This window comes from Candidatus Mycobacterium methanotrophicum, from assembly GCF_023515995.1.
GTDB lineage: Bacteria > Actinomycetota > Actinomycetes > Mycobacteriales > Mycobacteriaceae > Mycobacterium > Mycobacterium methanotrophicum.
Window position 1 is genome coordinate 576,237 of record NZ_CP097320.1, and the last position, 15,223, is coordinate 591,459.

14 protein-coding genes and 2 pseudogenes are annotated in these 15,223 nt (G+C 64.3%); 8 read left to right on the plus strand and 8 right to left on the minus strand.

Annotated elements, in window-relative coordinates; all coding sequences use genetic code 11:
- Positions 1 to 312 precede the first annotated feature (312 nt).
- Positions 313 to 1,029, minus strand: a complete 717-nt coding sequence (locus M5I08_RS03140) for a TVP38/TMEM64 family protein (RefSeq protein ID WP_219067387.1) — start codon at positions 1,027 to 1,029, stop codon at positions 313 to 315.
- A 131-nt stretch (positions 1,030 to 1,160) separates the two neighbouring features.
- On the opposite strand from M5I08_RS03140, the gene M5I08_RS03145 reads away from it, so the two are divergent.
- Positions 1,161 to 2,108: a class I SAM-dependent methyltransferase gene (locus M5I08_RS03145; protein WP_219067388.1), complete on the plus strand. Its 948-nt coding sequence runs from the start codon at positions 1,161 to 1,163 to the stop codon at positions 2,106 to 2,108.
- 4 nt (positions 2,109 to 2,112) lie between these two features.
- Here M5I08_RS03145 and glsA read toward each other — a convergent pair whose 3' ends face one another.
- Both glsA and M5I08_RS03155 read right to left on the minus strand, forming a co-directional pair.
- Positions 2,113 to 3,069, minus strand: coding sequence for a glutaminase A (gene glsA, locus M5I08_RS26500; protein WP_219067443.1), 957 nt, complete (start codon positions 3,067 to 3,069; stop codon positions 2,113 to 2,115).
- Positions 3,070 to 4,035: 966 nt separating this feature from the next.
- Complete coding sequence (locus M5I08_RS03155; protein WP_219067389.1) at positions 4,036 to 4,917, minus strand: NYN domain-containing protein; 882 nt, start codon at positions 4,915 to 4,917, stop codon at positions 4,036 to 4,038.
- Between the two features lie 273 nt (positions 4,918 to 5,190).
- On the opposite strand from M5I08_RS03155, the gene M5I08_RS03160 reads away from it, so the two are divergent.
- From M5I08_RS03160 to M5I08_RS03170, 3 genes are all read left to right on the plus strand, one after another.
- Entirely contained in the window at positions 5,191 to 5,787 is a 597-nt protein-coding gene (locus tag M5I08_RS03160; protein WP_219067391.1) for a TetR/AcrR family transcriptional regulator, read from the plus strand.
- 303 nt (positions 5,788 to 6,090) lie between these two features.
- On the plus strand, positions 6,091 to 6,444 hold the full coding sequence (locus M5I08_RS03165; protein ID WP_219067392.1) for a VOC family protein: 354 nt from the start codon (positions 6,091 to 6,093) through the stop codon (positions 6,442 to 6,444).
- Positions 6,441 to 6,659: a maleylpyruvate isomerase mycothiol-dependent enzyme family protein gene (locus M5I08_RS03170; RefSeq protein ID WP_249763095.1), complete on the plus strand. Its 219-nt coding sequence runs from the start codon at positions 6,441 to 6,443 to the stop codon at positions 6,657 to 6,659. Before M5I08_RS03165 ends, M5I08_RS03170 begins: the two co-directional genes overlap by 4 nt.
- Positions 6,660 to 7,063: 404 nt before the next feature.
- On the opposite strand, the pseudogene M5I08_RS26505 reads toward M5I08_RS03170, so the two are convergent.
- The 3 genes and pseudogenes from M5I08_RS26505 to M5I08_RS03185 all read right to left on the minus strand — a co-directional run bounded on the left by M5I08_RS26505 (position 7,064) and on the right by M5I08_RS03185 (position 8,813).
- A pseudogene (locus M5I08_RS26505) lies at positions 7,064 to 8,433 on the minus strand (ISAzo13 family transposase).
- 29 nt (positions 8,434 to 8,462) lie between these two features.
- Positions 8,463 to 8,597: a hypothetical protein gene (locus M5I08_RS26105; protein ID WP_255564692.1), complete on the minus strand. Its 135-nt coding sequence runs from the start codon at positions 8,595 to 8,597 to the stop codon at positions 8,463 to 8,465.
- Between the two features lie 57 nt (positions 8,598 to 8,654).
- The gene (locus tag M5I08_RS03185; protein WP_219067393.1) at positions 8,655 to 8,813 is read right to left on the minus strand and encodes a hypothetical protein; all 159 of its coding nucleotides are present in this window, start codon (positions 8,811 to 8,813) and stop codon (positions 8,655 to 8,657) included.
- A gap of 516 nt (positions 8,814 to 9,329) precedes the next feature.
- On the opposite strand from M5I08_RS03185, the gene M5I08_RS03190 reads away from it, so the two are divergent.
- Together M5I08_RS03190 and M5I08_RS03195 are read left to right on the plus strand one after the other, a co-directional pair.
- On the plus strand, positions 9,330 to 10,142 hold the full coding sequence (locus tag M5I08_RS03190) for a transposase (protein ID WP_370328565.1): 813 nt from the start codon (positions 9,330 to 9,332) through the stop codon (positions 10,140 to 10,142).
- Between the two features lie 324 nt (positions 10,143 to 10,466).
- A pseudogene (locus M5I08_RS03195) lies at positions 10,467 to 10,919 on the plus strand (universal stress protein).
- Positions 10,920 to 10,923: 4 nt separating this feature from the next.
- Here M5I08_RS03195 and M5I08_RS03200 read toward each other — a convergent pair.
- Positions 10,924 to 11,463 carry a hypothetical protein gene (locus M5I08_RS03200; RefSeq protein ID WP_249763097.1) on the minus strand — a complete coding sequence of 180 codons (540 nt, stop codon included), beginning with the start codon at positions 11,461 to 11,463 and terminating at the stop codon, positions 10,924 to 10,926.
- A gap of 189 nt (positions 11,464 to 11,652) precedes the next feature.
- On the opposite strand from M5I08_RS03200, the gene M5I08_RS03205 reads away from it, so the two are divergent.
- Together M5I08_RS03205 and cynS are read left to right on the plus strand one after the other, a co-directional pair.
- A complete protein-coding gene (locus M5I08_RS03205) occupies positions 11,653 to 14,289 on the plus strand; it encodes a GH92 family glycosyl hydrolase (protein WP_219067396.1) in 2,637 nt (878 codons plus the stop codon).
- Positions 14,290 to 14,312: 23 nt separating this feature from the next.
- The gene (gene cynS, locus M5I08_RS03210) at positions 14,313 to 14,768 is read left to right on the plus strand and encodes a cyanase (RefSeq protein WP_444546431.1); all 456 of its coding nucleotides are present in this window, start codon (positions 14,313 to 14,315) and stop codon (positions 14,766 to 14,768) included.
- 20 nt (positions 14,769 to 14,788) lie between these two features.
- Here cynS and M5I08_RS03215 read toward each other — a convergent pair whose 3' ends face one another.
- Positions 14,789 to 14,986 carry a type II toxin-antitoxin system RelE family toxin gene (locus M5I08_RS03215; RefSeq protein WP_219067398.1) on the minus strand — a complete coding sequence of 66 codons (198 nt, stop codon included), beginning with the start codon at positions 14,984 to 14,986 and terminating at the stop codon, positions 14,789 to 14,791.
- Positions 14,987 to 15,223: the final 237 nt, after the last annotated feature.

Sequence of the window (15,223 nt, forward strand, 5' to 3'; positions counted from 1 at the left end):
CACCTCCACAAGCCCCACAAAGGAATCCGATCCCTACATGCGACTGCAGGAAAGGCAATATGAAACATCCGTCCCAGCGATGATGGACCGACCTACGGGAGCCGCTGCTCTGGAAAGGCGACGACTTTGGACATACGGGCGTCGAATCCGCGCGGCAGGCATGAGTCGCACTCGGCATGCCGGTGCTGTCAACTGACAGTGAGGTTCGTCGAGCCATGCTCGCCGTTGAAAAGTCGCTACTAGGCGGGCATTTCGCATCGTGGCTCGGTAGCGTGATTGGTGGGACAGAGGCGACCAAAGTTGGATGTGTGATCAGCATGTCTCGGCGTCGCGTTCGGAATCCGGCTCGCTGCTGTGGTGACCCCGCCACTTTTGATATCCGCTCCGCGCAGCGAACGCGCCGACGATCGCGGTCGCGCACCACACCGCGATCGCCGCGTATGCCGACAACGGTGACCGATTACCGATCGAGGCGCCCAGCGCAGTGTAGACGAATGCTCGCGGTACCGAGCCGATAAATGCGCCAACAGCCATCTGCCACAACGGAACTCCGAACGCCCCGAATGCATAGGACGCCAGCGCATCGGACAGCCCGGGGATGAAACGCTGGCCGACGACCGCCCACAGCGCGCGTCGTTCGATTAGCGCGTCGACGCGGTCGGGGCGTCCAGTCTCCAGCAGCGCCCGCGCGCTGTCCCGGCCGGCGCGAAGGCCGACCAGGCTCGCGACGATCGCGGTGCCCACCGTGGCACCCAGCGTCACGAACACGCCCAGCACCGGGCCGAAGAGCAGCCCACTGCTGGCGGCCAGGATCGGGCCCGGCACGAAGATCGCGCCGAGTACCGCGGACCCCACGATGTAGGTCAGCGGCGCGGCCGGCCCCGTCGCCTTGACCGTGCGCCGCACGTCCTCGATGTCGACAACGCGGCGGACGGCCAGCAGATAGAACAGCGCGCCCAAGAAGGCCGCGAACACGGCGAGCCGCACGATGTGGCGTCGACGCGATGTCGGCACGGAACCGTCAGTCATGGTGACCCCGATTCTTCTGCATCGATATGCGGGTCAAGCGATGACGCTGTCGCGTGACCTCCCAAGACGTGCGCTCATTGGACGCATACGCGTGACGCCGTACCTACCTCGCTCACGTAGGGTCGGGTGGTATGAGGACTGATAACGACACCTGGGAAATCACCGAAAGTGTGGGCGCGACGGCGCTGGGTGTGGCCGCGGCGCGCGCGGCCGACACCGAAAGCCAGGATCCGCTGATCAACGACCCGTTCGCGCGGATTTTCCTCGACGCTGCTGGCGAAGGTCCGTGGGACTGGTTCGGCGCTCCCAAGCTGCCCGCCGAGGTTGTCGAAGCCGAACCGGAGCTGCCGCTGCGGATGCAGTCGATGCTGGACTTTTTCGCGTCGCGTACCAAGTTTTTCGACGACTTCTTCCTTGACGCCGCCAACGCTGGTATCCGTCAGCTGGTGATCTTGGCCGCCGGCCTGGACGCGCGGTCGTGGCGGTTGCCATGGCCTGACGGTGTAACGGTCTACGAGCTCGACCAACCACAGGTGTTGAATTTCAAAACATCGACGTTGCACGAGCATGGTGGCGAGCCCACCTGCCGTCGCGTCGACGTCCCGGTGGACCTGCGCCAAGAATGGCCAACGGCGCTGCAGCAGGCTGGTTTTGACGCGGCTGCGCCCAGTGCATGGTCAGCCGAGGGATTGCTGATGTATCTGCCGGCGACGGCCCAAGAGCTGCTGTTCGACCGCATCCAGGGACTCACTGCCCCCGGCAGCCGGGTCGCGGTCGAGGGACTGGCACCCAACTTCGCCGAGCAGGAGGCGCTTGCGCAGCGGCGCGAGCGGATGGAGCGGGTCCGGGTGTTGATGGCCGAGGCCGACCCGCAGCGCGAGGTCCCGCGAAACGACGAGCTGTGGTACTTCGAGGACCGCGAAGACGTCGGCGATTGGCTTCGCCGCCACGGCTGGCAGGTGAGCGTGACATCATCGGCCGAGCTGATGGCCGGTTATGGCCGCGCGATACCGACACAGCTCGACGACGGCGCCCCGCAGGCTCTGTTCGTGTCCGCGCAATTGTCGGCGAACACGTAGTGCGTCAGACCCGACGCTGCGTATCGAAAAGCCCTAGCTTGACGGTGTGCGCGATCTGCGTGACCGCGGCCTGGGCGCGCACACTGTTGCCGGCCTTGTCCAGCGGCGGCGAGTAGGCGGCGATCGCCAGTCTGCCGGGCGACACTGCGACCAGCCCGCCGCCGACACCGCTCTTGGCGGGCAGCCCAACGGTATAGGCCCAGTCACCGGAACTGGTGTAAAGACCCTGCATCGTCATTTCGGCCAGCACGTGTGACACGTTGGCGCGTTTGATGACGCGCTTGCCGGTGACCGGGTTGATCCCCGCGTTGGCCAGGGTTGCACCCATCATCGCGAGATCGGTGGCGCTGACCAACGTGGAGCATTGCCGGGTGTAGATGTCACAGGCCTCCATCGGGTCGCAGTACATGTTTCCGCCGCACAGCAGCAGCCACGCAATCGCGCGGTTGTGAAAGTTGGTAAACCGCTCCGAGGCGGTGATCTCCTCGCTGACCGAGATTGCGCGCCCCGCGAAATCGCTTTGGATCGCCAAGATGTGGCGCCAGCGGTCTTCAGCGTCGGTGGCCGACACCAGGCTGGCCGCCGTCGTCGCCCCCGCATTGACCATCGGTGACATCGGCATGCCGTTGTGCAGCTCAAGTGCCATGACCGAATTGAAGGACAACCCGGTCGGATCGGCACCCACTTTGCGGTGGAACACCCGCGCGCCGACTTGCTCCATCGCCAACGCGGCCGTGAAGACCTTCGAGATCGACTCCAGCGCGAACTGACGGTCGGCGTCGCCAGCCGAAAATGTCTGACCGTCAACGGTCGCAACGCAGACCCCGAACAACTTTGGGTCCACCTCGGTCAATGCCGGTATGTAGGCTGCATTCTTGCCGCGGCGGTTCTTCTTATGCCTGGCGTGTGCCGCGGCAACTGCGCCGGCGATCCGGTCGGCGGAGATCGGTGTGGTGGCCAAGGGACGAAACCTCAGCGCCCGCGGGCGCCGGCCGACTTGATGTAGGTCCACGGTTGCTGCGGACGGTCCTTGAGATAGCCACGCTGCCAATTCCATTGGGGTGATTGCCAATCCGGCCCCGGTCAGCCAGAAGTCGCTCATGCTGGCGATCCAGCCCGGTGCGGCCTGCATGATCATCCGGTTGCCGTCTGCCGGGGTGATATCCAGGATGACGTTTTCGAACTGGCCCTGCCAGAAATCGGTAAAGCTGGTGTGGCCCGGAATGATTGACCCGTCGGCAGTCGCATCGCCGGTCGCGAGGAAGGCACTGCAATGGTCGCCCTCGTCGCCGACCGGTGACAACGCGGTGTAGCGGCCCGAGTTTTTGGGCCACCAGTAGCCGATGAGTTCCATCCAATCATTGAGACCCAGCACATCGTCGAACGTGGCCGGCACGCCAGCAGACGTCAGACCCGCGGCCACGCCCTCCATCTCCTCGCCCAGCTCGTCGGGGACCTTGTCGGCGTGCAGGTCGGCGGCTCGCTCGACAAAGAAGTCGTAGCTCATCCCGATGTGCTGGTAGGTCATCTGCCGGTAGACCCGGATCGACTCCGCGTACTCGTCGGCGACGAGGAAACCGTACTGAAAGCCGCGCGCGGCCGGTGATCCTTTGACCGTGACGTGCAACCAGCCGTTGAGGTCCCTGCGCGAGGCGTCGGCAAGCCACCCCCGCTGCTGGTCGGTGAGTTCCAAGGGTGCTGTTCTCGCCACCGGTTCGGGCCGGCCCGGCGGTGGTTCGACGCTGTGACCCTTTGGTGCCGGGACAGTCGCTGCCACAAGACCTCCTCGGTTTTCGCCGTTGAACTCGAGGCTACCCAGCGCATCGCCTGATGGTCCGAATCGTGCCACAACCAGGCTTTTCCCACTGCGCCACCAGGTTTGCCGGAGCCCGCGCTGATCGGACACTCTGCGTGCCGTCCAGCGGACTCAGCTCTCGGTGCCGCGTAGCCGAACCATCCGCGTCGTCGAAGTCTCGTCCAGCTCCACGAGGTCAGAGCGAGATCGCAGGAAGTCACTGAAAGACTTGAATCCCAGCGACTTTTCGCTGAACGACGGGTCCATCCGCTTCATCTGCGCCTTTACTGCGGAGTTGTGCAGCCAGTCTGCATCGTCTTTCTCCAGCCCGATGCGCATCGCGCGTGTCAGCAGATCGGTGGCCGCTTTCTGCGGGTCGGGCGGTGGCGGCTCGTCGGCGTCGGTGGGCTTGGCCCGGCTGACCCGCTTCTTTGGTGCGTCGTCAGCGGGTGCCGGTTCGGGCACCGGAACGCCGGGCAGCGCGTCGTAGACGACGAAGTCGTCGCACGCCGCCGCCAGCGCCCGGCTCGACGAGCCGGCCACCCCGACGCCCACCACGTAGCGGCCGAGCCGTTTACAGCGTTGCGCCAGCGGGATGTAGTCGGAGTCGCCGGCCGCGATCACCACATGGGTCAGATCCGGCAGGCGGAACATGTCCTCCACCGTGTCGACGGCCAGCCGGATATCGGCGCCGTTCTTGCCGTAGGCCGCCGCGGGGAACAGCTGCACGAGGTCAACTGCCCGGCCCACCAGCTGCTCGCGGTAGCCCGTATTGACCTCGGCCGACCAGTCCGCGTACGCCCGGGTGAGCACCAAGGTGCCGAACGACGACGCGAAGTCGATGATGGCGCCGACGTCGACGGTGCCCCGCGCCAGCCGGTCTGGATGCTTGTCCAAGCCCTTGGCCTTGTCCTTCTGAAACGATCCGCGGCCATTCACCTGGTCGTAGCGGGAGATCACGATGTTGTCGAAGTCGAGGTAGACCGCAACACGACCCTCGCCAAGATCTGCCATGAGTCCAGTCTTGACTATCGGCTAAGCGGCGGAGGCGTTAGGTGCCCAGTGGGTCGCTTCCGGCCCGTCGACGCAGCGTCCACCCGACGAGAGCATAAATCGCCACAAGGTCGAGCGCGATGGCCGCCAGATTGAACCAAAGGTAGGTGGACACCCAGACGGCAGAGATTATCAACGACGCCGACGCCGGCATCACGATTCTCCTAGCGGCGCGGCCACTGGTGAGCTAAAGTGACCTCTGCCTGATATTAAGAGATCACTTGGGAGCCGTCAATGCCGTCAGCGCCAACACGGGATCGGCTGGTCACCGAGGCCATGCGCCTCTTCGGCGAACAGGGCTACCAGGCCACCAGCATCACCCAGATCGAAGCCGCCGCAGGCCTGGCGCCCGGGTCGGGCGCGCTCTATCACCACTTCAAATCCAAAGAAGCACTCCTCGAAGCAGGCATCGACCGCCAGCTCGACCGCCGCCGCGCCATGCACGACATACGGACGCTGTTCGCCGGCCTCGGCGACCTGCGTATCGAACTGACCATGCTCGGCCGCTACGTCCTCACGGTGCTCGACGAGGAAACCCAGCTCCTTCAAATCGCCGCGCGCACACCGCCAGACCAGTCGCCGCGGCTCAACAACGCCTATGCCGCCCTCATCGAGGGCCTCTACGCAGAAGTCGCCGACTGGATCAAGGGCTGGGTCCCGAAGGCCAGCGACCAGGATGCCAAGGCCATCGCAGTCGTCGGCGTAGACGCACTGCTGGGCAAGCGGGCGACGAACACCGTATTTCGTTTGCCGGAAACGAATTTGCACGACGAGCACTACATCGCCGAGTGGACGGCGATGCTGGCCGGCCGCGTTGAAGCGCTCCGCTGAGATGGCGCGAATCGATCTCTCTCACGGCATTCTGCGCTATCGAGACCAGGGGCAGTGGCCCGAGCGTCGTTCTGGTGCATGGGCCGTTCATGAATGGCGGCGTGTGCGATGAGTTGGTCCGCTGCTCGCAGGCCGCCGCTGTAATGCCTGACCTGCCGCGGGCACCCATCGGACCCGGATGAACGGACGCACCCGCGTGCCTGGCTGGAGTTGATTGACGACGGCGCCGGACCTACGTCCAGATTGATCAGCCCGTCGACCGGCAGTACTAGTCTGAAAGCGTTTCAGCCACAGGAGGCAGCAATGAGCGAGCACGAAGTCAAGATGATCATTTTGTCGACAGACGACCTGGATGAATCGATCCGGTTTTACAGCGAGACCCTCGGTATGTCACTCAAATTTCGCGACGGCGCCCACTTCGCTGCCCTCGACGGCGGGCCGATTACCCTCGCGCTGGCCACCGCGGTCGACCATCCGATTCCCGGACAGGTCGTCGTCGGGATCAAGACCGACGACGTCGATGCCGCGGCCAAGGCCGTCGAGGCCAGTGGCGGCGGCATCGTGAAAGGCCCGTACGACGACGCCCATGAGCGCCGCGCCGTGGTCTACGACAACAAAGGCAATGGCGTAGTCTTCTACAAACCGCTGGCCCGGTGAATAACGAAGACATCAGAGCGCGCGCCATCGAAGCGGTGGACTTCTTCATCGCGGCGGTAGAGCAAATTCCCTCGGATAGTTGGGATCTGCCGTCGAACCTCGTGGGTTGCAGTATCCGCGATCCGGTAGGTCACGCCACCAGCAGCGCAGCGAAGATCGTCACGTCCGTTGAGGGTGGCGAGATATGGCAGAAGCCTTCCGAGCCGGAGGACTAGAAAAGCAATGACGCGGCAGCGCAGCTTCGAGAGCTGGCTCGCCGGCTTCAAGATGGTTTGTCCAGTGCCGAAATGGATGCGATGCGGCCGTCGCCGCAGGGCGAGGTTCTGCTACACCGGGCGCTGACCTATCCCGTTTCCGATGTGGCTCTGCATAGCTGGGACGCCTATCGCTCACTGGGCCGGCTGGCCGAGTTGCCCGAGGACTGCTTGCGTTCTCCCGTGAGTTGGCGGAGTCGGTGCCGGGGGCCTGCTGCGTCGGACTGGCGGGTTCGGGCCGGCGCGACCTGTAGCCAAGGACGCGACTCCGACTGCCAGGTTCACGGCCTATCTCGGGCGTTCTGCGTGACTCTGCGGACAAGCTGAGGCCTCGCCGATAAATAAAGCGGCGTGTTGATGTGCGGTTATGGGACGACACCGTTGGCGGCGAGGTAGACGTTGAATTCCGTGGCCGTGGTGGTGGGGGCGGCCGGTTGGGTCCGGTGGTGGAGCTGTGTGAGCAGCGGTTGGGTTTCTGCGATGATCCTGACGACGCTGGAGGCGGCGATATCAAGCAGTGCGGCGATGTGCTTGGTGGGCAGCTCGAACCGATTCTTGATCAGGGTTGTCGCGATTCGCTCGGCGACGGTGACTGAGCCCGGGCGGGGCCGGCGGTTTGGAGCGGCTTTGCGTTGCTCTCCTGGGCGCCGTTGCAGGATGGCTTCGCGTTGTATGTCGCGTAGTGCGGTGATCCGGGTCGTCAACTCCTCGAACGCGGCCGGTTGTAGGCCGGTTACCGCGGGATGGGTCAGCCAGGCGCGGTCGATGTCGGGTTGCGCGGTCGAGGCCGGGGCGGGGTCGGGTTGGTCGGGGCGCAGGGTGTAGTTCCAGTCGCCGTGCCAGTCGTGGCGGGTGATCGGCAGGCCCGCGAGTTGGGTGTCGCTGATGGTGACGCCGGTCGGGTAGGTGTTGGTGTCGAGTTCGGCGTGCACGCGCAGCCCGGAACCGGTAGTGGTCGCGGCGATCGTGTTGACGATGACCTCGTGGCTGATCAGCGGCTTACCGCGCCAGATCATGGAGATGTGGGAGCCCCCGGAGTCCGCGGTGACTAGCAGCCGGTTCGCGTCCAGCACGCCGGGGAAATCGTGGCCCTCGACCTGCACCGGCTCACCTTTCGGTCGCCAGTCCCGGTCGCCGTTTTTGTACTGTCCAACCAGGTCCTTCTTCTTGGTGTCCACGCTGACTACCGGCTGGTTGTCCGCCTGATGGGTTTTGACCTGCTCGTTGAGCTAGTTGAACTGATCGTCGCGGTCGGGGCTCTGGGCGCCCTCCAACGTTTTGACGTTGCCTTGCAAGCTGAAACCCTGCTCGCGCAGCAGGTCCGCGACCACATCCGGACCGACCTTGTGGCCCGAGTCGTCAACTCCGCGGCGAGGTTGCGAGCCGACCGTGTTGTCCACCGCAGCGGCGACATCGGATCACCCCGCTCGTCGGGCTCGACCAATGCCAGCAACGCCGGAACCAAACCGGGGTCGTTGTCGGACAATCGTTTACGGCCACCACCGGGGCGACGGACCCGGCCCAGCGGAGCCTGCCCGGACTCCAACTCGGTCACCCCCAGCGACACCGTCGCCTCACGCATCCCGGCCGTCCGGGCGACCAACCGGATCCCGCCATGCCCTCACGACCTGGCCTCCGCCGCTACCGCCAACCGCCGCTGACGCTCATCCAGATGCGGCAGCAGCGCATCGAATTTCGCCGCCAACGCCGTCCCGACATCCTCTGACACGCTCACGCCACAAGCATGACAGCCGAAACACTAACCTACGCTTTATTTACCGGCGAGCCATAAGGAGCCAGATGCGCGCTGCCATCGGCTAATTCATGGCGGGTGATCGGCGTGAGCGCGTACAGCGCCGACAGCGCAAGCGCCTCGGTGGTCGATTCGTGGGCAAGCATTCACCCCAGTATCCGGCACGGCTAGCAGGACTCGTCGAGCCGAATTGCTATGTCAGATCATTCGTGCGATCCCTGGTCGAGGCGAAACGGTGGCGCTCGTCGCGCAGCAGCGTGCTGTAGGCGCACCCGGATTGCCCACCGGTTGATTTCGATCATGAAGTTGTACAACCCCTTCGAGTACTGCCCGCTGAACAGCAAGCCGACTACGGCGATCACCAGCAGGATCGCTATCAGCGGCGGCGCGCGAGGTAGGGCCGACAGAGTCGTTGGCGTTCAACATGAAAGCGTGCCAACCGGCGGCGAAGAAGGCATTTTCACGCCCGCAAGGCGTCCCCCGGAGGGATATGGAGCTAATGGGAACCAGCGGGCACGGTCCATCGGGCAGACTCGCTAGCGGTAGCGGCCGGCGGGTGAGCACTGTTAGCTCCTGGACTTCGAGTCCTAGCTAGAGGTAGATCGTTGCCCCCGCCGGTTAGCTCGGGAGGAGGGATCGCTGATGGGATGTCGTGCCCGCCGCATGTGGCGTGAGCACTGGTTCATTAGGTTGCCGGCAGTTCGCCCGCACGTTACCGAATCATCCATTGGTGTCGAACCAGGAGGATTGGTTTTGTTATTCGTGGAAGACGATTGGGCGGAGGATCATGGCTGACATGGTGCGCACCGACGCGCATTCAGCTGCGGTCCGTCGCAGCCGACAGTTCTCAGGTTCAGGCGATCAAAGTGGTTGCCCGCGTGCATAAGACGCTGATTTGGGAACGCACTCGCCATGTGCTGCGTCTGCGGCATGCGCTGCGCGAGTACTTCCCGGCCGCGTTAGAGGCCTTCGAAGACCTCGACGCCGCTGACACGCTGCAGTTGCTGACCAAGGCGCCCGGCCCGGCCTCGGCGGCCAAGCTGACTGGCCCCCAGATCCGGGCTGCGCTCAAAGGCGCCCGCCGCCGCGACATCGACACCAAAACCGCGCGTATTCAGGACGCTCTGCGCGGCCGGCAGCTCGGCCGCCGCGAGGCGATGGCCGGCGCGTACGCGGCTACCACCCGCTCCATCGTGGCAGTCCTTCGTACGCTCAACGAGCAGATCGAGGTCTTGCAAGGGCAGGCGGAGGCCCATTCTGGCCGGCACCCGGACGCTGAGATCATCATGTCCCAGCCCGGCATGGGACCGTTGCCCGGCGCCCGGGTGCTCGGCGAATTCGGTGATGCCCCAGGGCGTTACACCGATGCCAAGGCACGCAAGAACTATGCCGGCACCAGCCCCATCACCCGTGCGTCGGGCAAGAAGAAGGTCGTGGCACACCCGGTTCGTGCACAACCACCGGCTCATCGACGCGCTCATGCTCCAAGCCCAGTCCGCGCTACGCGCCTCACCCGGCGCCCGCGCCGACTGCAACAAACAACGCGACCGGGAGCTGAGCAACAACGCCGCACCACGCCAGCTCTCCAACCGGCTCGTCGGCATCCTGCACGGCTGCCTCAAAATCCGCACCAACTACAACGAATCAACCGCATGGCCCCAACCCAAAGACCCAGGTCAACAATAAAATAACCCAGATCAACAAAATGCCGCTTTGACAAACCAGTTCATGGGATGTCTACCTCCTTAACGAGGTCGTCCCGGTCTTCGTGGAATTTTGAGGTGGCGATCCCCACCTGAGGCCTACCGAACGGTAGGTCGCCGGATGAACCACCACGAACACCCAAGGAAGGGGACCGCTGTAACGACCGTACCCACGGCTCGCGCTGGCTATCGCCGATATCGACAGCGTTCGACGAGGATTTAGCAGCGATGCATTTCGCGAAATTTCAGGCAGTGCTGAATTGACGGGTTACTGTCTGCGATAGGCATTGCAAACGACGCTGCGGAGGGCAAATGGCTGCCTATCAGACTGTGGTGGTCGGCACCGATGGCTCGGAGCCTTCACTGCGTGCGGTCGACTGAGCGGCCAAGATTGCTGCCGATTCCGACGCGAAGTTAATCATTGCGACCGGCTACTTCACCCATGCGAACGACAAGCGCGCGGCCGACATCCTCGGGGAGGAGGCCTACCTGGTGCAGGGCAACGCGCCAATTTACTCGATGTTGCACGAGGCCCGTGACCGAGCAAAGGCGGCCGGCGCGAAGAACATCGAAGACCGGCCGGTCAAAGCTGCTCCGGTGCAAGCGCTGGTCGACCTCGCCGAGGAGGTCGGAGCGGATCTGCTCGTGGTCGGCAACGTGGGACTAGACGCGCGATCCGCGATCGTCGGGCGGCTGTTCTCGATCCCCGGAGCTGTCGCCAACCGGGCCAAAATCGACGTGCTGATTGTTCGCACCAGTGGCTGATCGCCTACACGATCAGCACGCCTGACTTCCTGGGCTCGCAGCCGGGCACGTGCCCGAGCATGTCGAATGCCGCGTGCATCGCGGCGTCTGCGTGAATGATGTACGTCGCTGCCAGCTGCATACCGTTACCCAAGATGCAATAGGGAAGCCCGACCTCGTAGTCGCTAATTGCCTCCAGCAACTGACTATTCAGCATCGGATCGGGGCTTGGCATCCGCCGGTGCAGATCCGCAACCGCGCCGGCGGCGTTTCGGCAGGCTGCGCCCGTGGCGGCGATCTCCCGCTGGCTCGCGGCGGCAGTGATGTTGTTGCGCGCGATGGCCACAGCGTCAATCATCGGCTCGGATTCGGTGAGCCATACGCGCAACCGCACCCGCATCTGGGGATCAGATGCGCTCGGTGGCGCCGGTGCAGCGCCGGCCAGTGACTCCGGTTGATGGCTCGACGACTTGTGATAGACCCACGCCGACAGCGCGGCGGTGACGATTAACAACACCGCAGCGCGCAGACTCGACGTTGCCATAACGCTGCGTACCCGCGGCATTCACCGAGTAATCCTGAGGCCCAGAGGGGCGCCGCAGCATCACGTGCATCAGCGGTATCAGCCGGCCGGGGTACGGACTGCTATGCGGAAGCGATATCGCATCTGACATCGGTTCGACGAAGTCGCTAATGGTTGAGAAATCCGGTGTGGCGAGCTTGATCCGCGCGTCGGTTAAGTCAAGCTGAAGCGATGAGGTCGCGACGCCGCCTCGCCGCCCTGCTAGCGGCGATAATGCTGGTCGGCGTGATGCTGGCCAGCGCCGTGCCCACCTCCTACGACCCGCCGGCCTTCGTCGCAAACCCGGTTGATCACGTCGACACGCTGATCGGCACCGGGACGGGTGGGCAGCGGGTTGGAGAGATCAACAACTTCCCCGGCGCCGCTGTGCCGTTCGGCATGGTGCAGTACTCGCCGGACACCGCTGGCAACTACGCGGGCTACGACCACGGCAACCGGCAGGCCACCGGATTCAGCCTGACGCACGCCTCGGTGGGGTGTGCAGCATTCGGTGACATTCCGGTGCTGCCGACCACCGACCCGGTCGGCTCCGAGCCCTGGAACGCAACCGAGGAGATCGCCCACGACGACACCGAGGTCGGTGTACCCGGCTACTACACCGTCCGGTTCCCCGCAACGAAAGTGACCGCGGAACTCACCGCCACCACCCACACCGGGGTGGGCCGGTTCACCTACCCCGACAACGGCCACCGCGCGCTGTTCTACGTGAATTCCGGTGCGTCGCTTGCGGGCACCGCGGCCGCGAACATCCGAATCGGCGATGACAACACGACGATCACCGGATCGGCAACCAGCGGTGGCTTCTGCGGCAAGGACAATGTCTACACGGTGTACTTCGCGATGACGTTCAGCCAGCGGTTCACGTCCTACGGCACCTGGGACGGCTACTCGGTCTTCGCCGACTCCCGCAGCGCGTATTCGAGTTACGCCGGCTCCAGCGGGGGATACGTGGGCTTCCCCGCGGGCTCACGGGTCGAGGTGCGGACTGCGCTTTCCTACGTCAGTCTCGACGGAGCGCGAGCCAACCTTGCTGCCGAGGGCAACGGGAGTTTCGACGACGTCCGCGCCGCCGCGGCGAAAGAGTGGAATGCCAAGCTGTCTCGCATTGCAATCGCCAGCGCCGACGACCGCGACACCGAGACCTTCTACACCGCGCTGTACCATTCCCTATTGAGCCCCAACACCTTTAACGACGTCGACGGCCGCTATCTCGGATTCGACGGCGACGTGCACACGCTGCCCGCTGGGCACACTCACTACACCAACTTCTCCGACTGGGACACCTACCGCGGTCTTGCCTCACTGCACGGACTGCTGTTTCCAGAACAGGCCAGCGATATGGCCCAGTCGCTGGTGAACGACGCCGAGCAGAGCGGGTCATTTCCACGGTGGGCGCTAGCCAATGCCGCAACGGCGGAGATGACCGGCGACAGCGTCGTTCCGTTGATCGTGAACTTCTACGCTTTTGGCACCAAGGATTTCGACGTCCAGACGGCGCTTGATTTTATGGTCGACGCCGCGACCAAAGGCGGCGTCGGTCGCAACGGTTACGTGGAGCGGCCCGGGATCGCAACCTACCTTCAGCGCGGCTACCTTCCGCTGAACGCGGACTCCTGCAGCGCTGGCGCGATCCCCGGTGCATCAATCACGTTGGAGTGGTCGGTCGACGATTTCACCATCTCCCGATTCGCCGATGCGCTGGGCGATTCCGCGACCGCCACCGGATTCCAGAACCGGGCCCAGTACTGGCAGAACCTGTTTAACCCCGCGACCCACTACATCTCGCCGCGTGATGCCATGGGCTTTTTTCCGCAAGCCCCCGGGGTTGTGGAGCCTGCCGAGGGCTGCTTCAGCCAGCTCGGATTCGACGAGGGCAACGCCGAGCAATACCTCTGGTATGTGCCGCAGAACATCGCTGGCCTGGTGACGGCACTCGGCGGCCGAAAAGCGGTGGGAGAACGGCTCGACCGCTTCACCGAGCGGCTCAACGTCGGCCCGGAAGAGCCCTACCTGTGGGCCGGCAACGAGCCAGGTTTCGGCGTGCCGTGGCTATATGACTACATCGGTCAACCGTGGAAGACCCAGCAATTGGCCGACCGGGTGCGCAGTACTCTGTTTGCTCCCACACCCGATGGCGAGCCGGGCAACGACGACTTGGGCGCGATGTCCAGCTGGTACGTGTGGACCGCCCTCGGCCTATACCCGAGCACACCGGGAACGTCGATCCTGACGGTGAACACGCCGCTTTTCGATCGCGTCGTGATCGCGCTGCCCGCAGGCAAATTCATCAAGATCTCCGCGCCGGGGGCATCCGGACCCAACCGGATGCGCTACATCACAAGCCTTCATATCGACGGCCGGCCCACCGACAACACGTATCTTCCAGAGTCGATCATCCGCACCGGCGGCGATTTGGCCTTCTCGCTTTCTCCTCGGCCAGACAAGGCCTGGGGCACTCGGGAGGATTCCGCGCCGCCATCGTTCGGTGCAGGAAGCTCGGCGGTGACCGTTAATGTGTCGCCGGCCGTCGTCCACGTCGCGCCCGGAGGCGCGCTCAATGTGACGGTTGACGCGCAACGGATGATCGACGGCCCGGGCGGCTACACGATCACCGGCACGTCCGCCAACAAAGGAATCAAGCCGAAAGGCGTGTCCGGACACTTCGGCACGGACGGATCTGCTCGCGCGAGTGTCGGCATCACCGTCGCGGCGTCGGTGACCGACGGGTACTACCCGCTCGTTCTTACCACCAAGGCCGGCGACGGCGCCCGGACGTTCAAGCTCCTGGTCATCGTCGAGCACGACTGAGTAACCGGTGCATGCTGGTACCCATGACCCGAAACCAGCTCACCGAGCAGATCGTCGTCGCCCGCTTGGCCAGGGGCTTGACTTGGCAAGAGTTGGCCGACGCGATCGGCCGGCCGGTGGTGTGGACCACCTCCGCGCTGCTTGGCCAGCACCCGATTCCCGCCGAACTCGCCCATCTGCTCGTCGAGAAGTTGGGTCTGGATGAGTCGGCGGTGGCGGTGCTGGCCGCGCCGCCCATGCGCGGCGGGCTGCCCACCGCGGTGCCCACCGACCCGACCATCTACCGCTTCTATGAGGCGCTGGCGGTATACGGCGGGGCGATCAAAGAGCTCATCCTTGAGCAGTTCGGTGACGGGATTATGAGCGCGATCAACTTCAGCGTCGACCTGCGAAAGATGCCACACCCGTCGGGTGACCGTGTGGTTGTCACATTCGACGGTAAATTCCTTCCCTACGAATGGGTTTCGGCAGAAGGCTGAGGACGCGGCCACGGACGCATTCATCGACTGATGTCGCTGCGTCGATCAATGTGAATGATTTCGAGGCGGCGGCTGGCGTCGTCGACGGCGTAGATGACGCGGTAGTCGCCGCGGCGCGCCGAATGCAGAGATTCGTTCCGCAGCGCCTTGCCGAGTCTCGGCGGATTCTCGGTCGCAGTGGTGGTGACCGCGACCTGGTACGGCCCGTCGGCGCTCACCGAGAGGTGTAGCGGTTCCGGATCTGGTGGTTGCTCACGAACCACCCGGCCTCCGCATCGGCCCGGCGCCCCCGGCGCTCGTAAAGAAACCGTCAACAAACGAGCACCGTCATCCGTCCGCGCTTAAATTCTGTTCAAGACCGGTGAGAGTCTTTTCAATACCGGTGAGAGCCGAGTCGCTTGATGCTCGTAATCGGACAGGACGGTGACTATCGGTGCTGCTGACCGGGTTGGCGC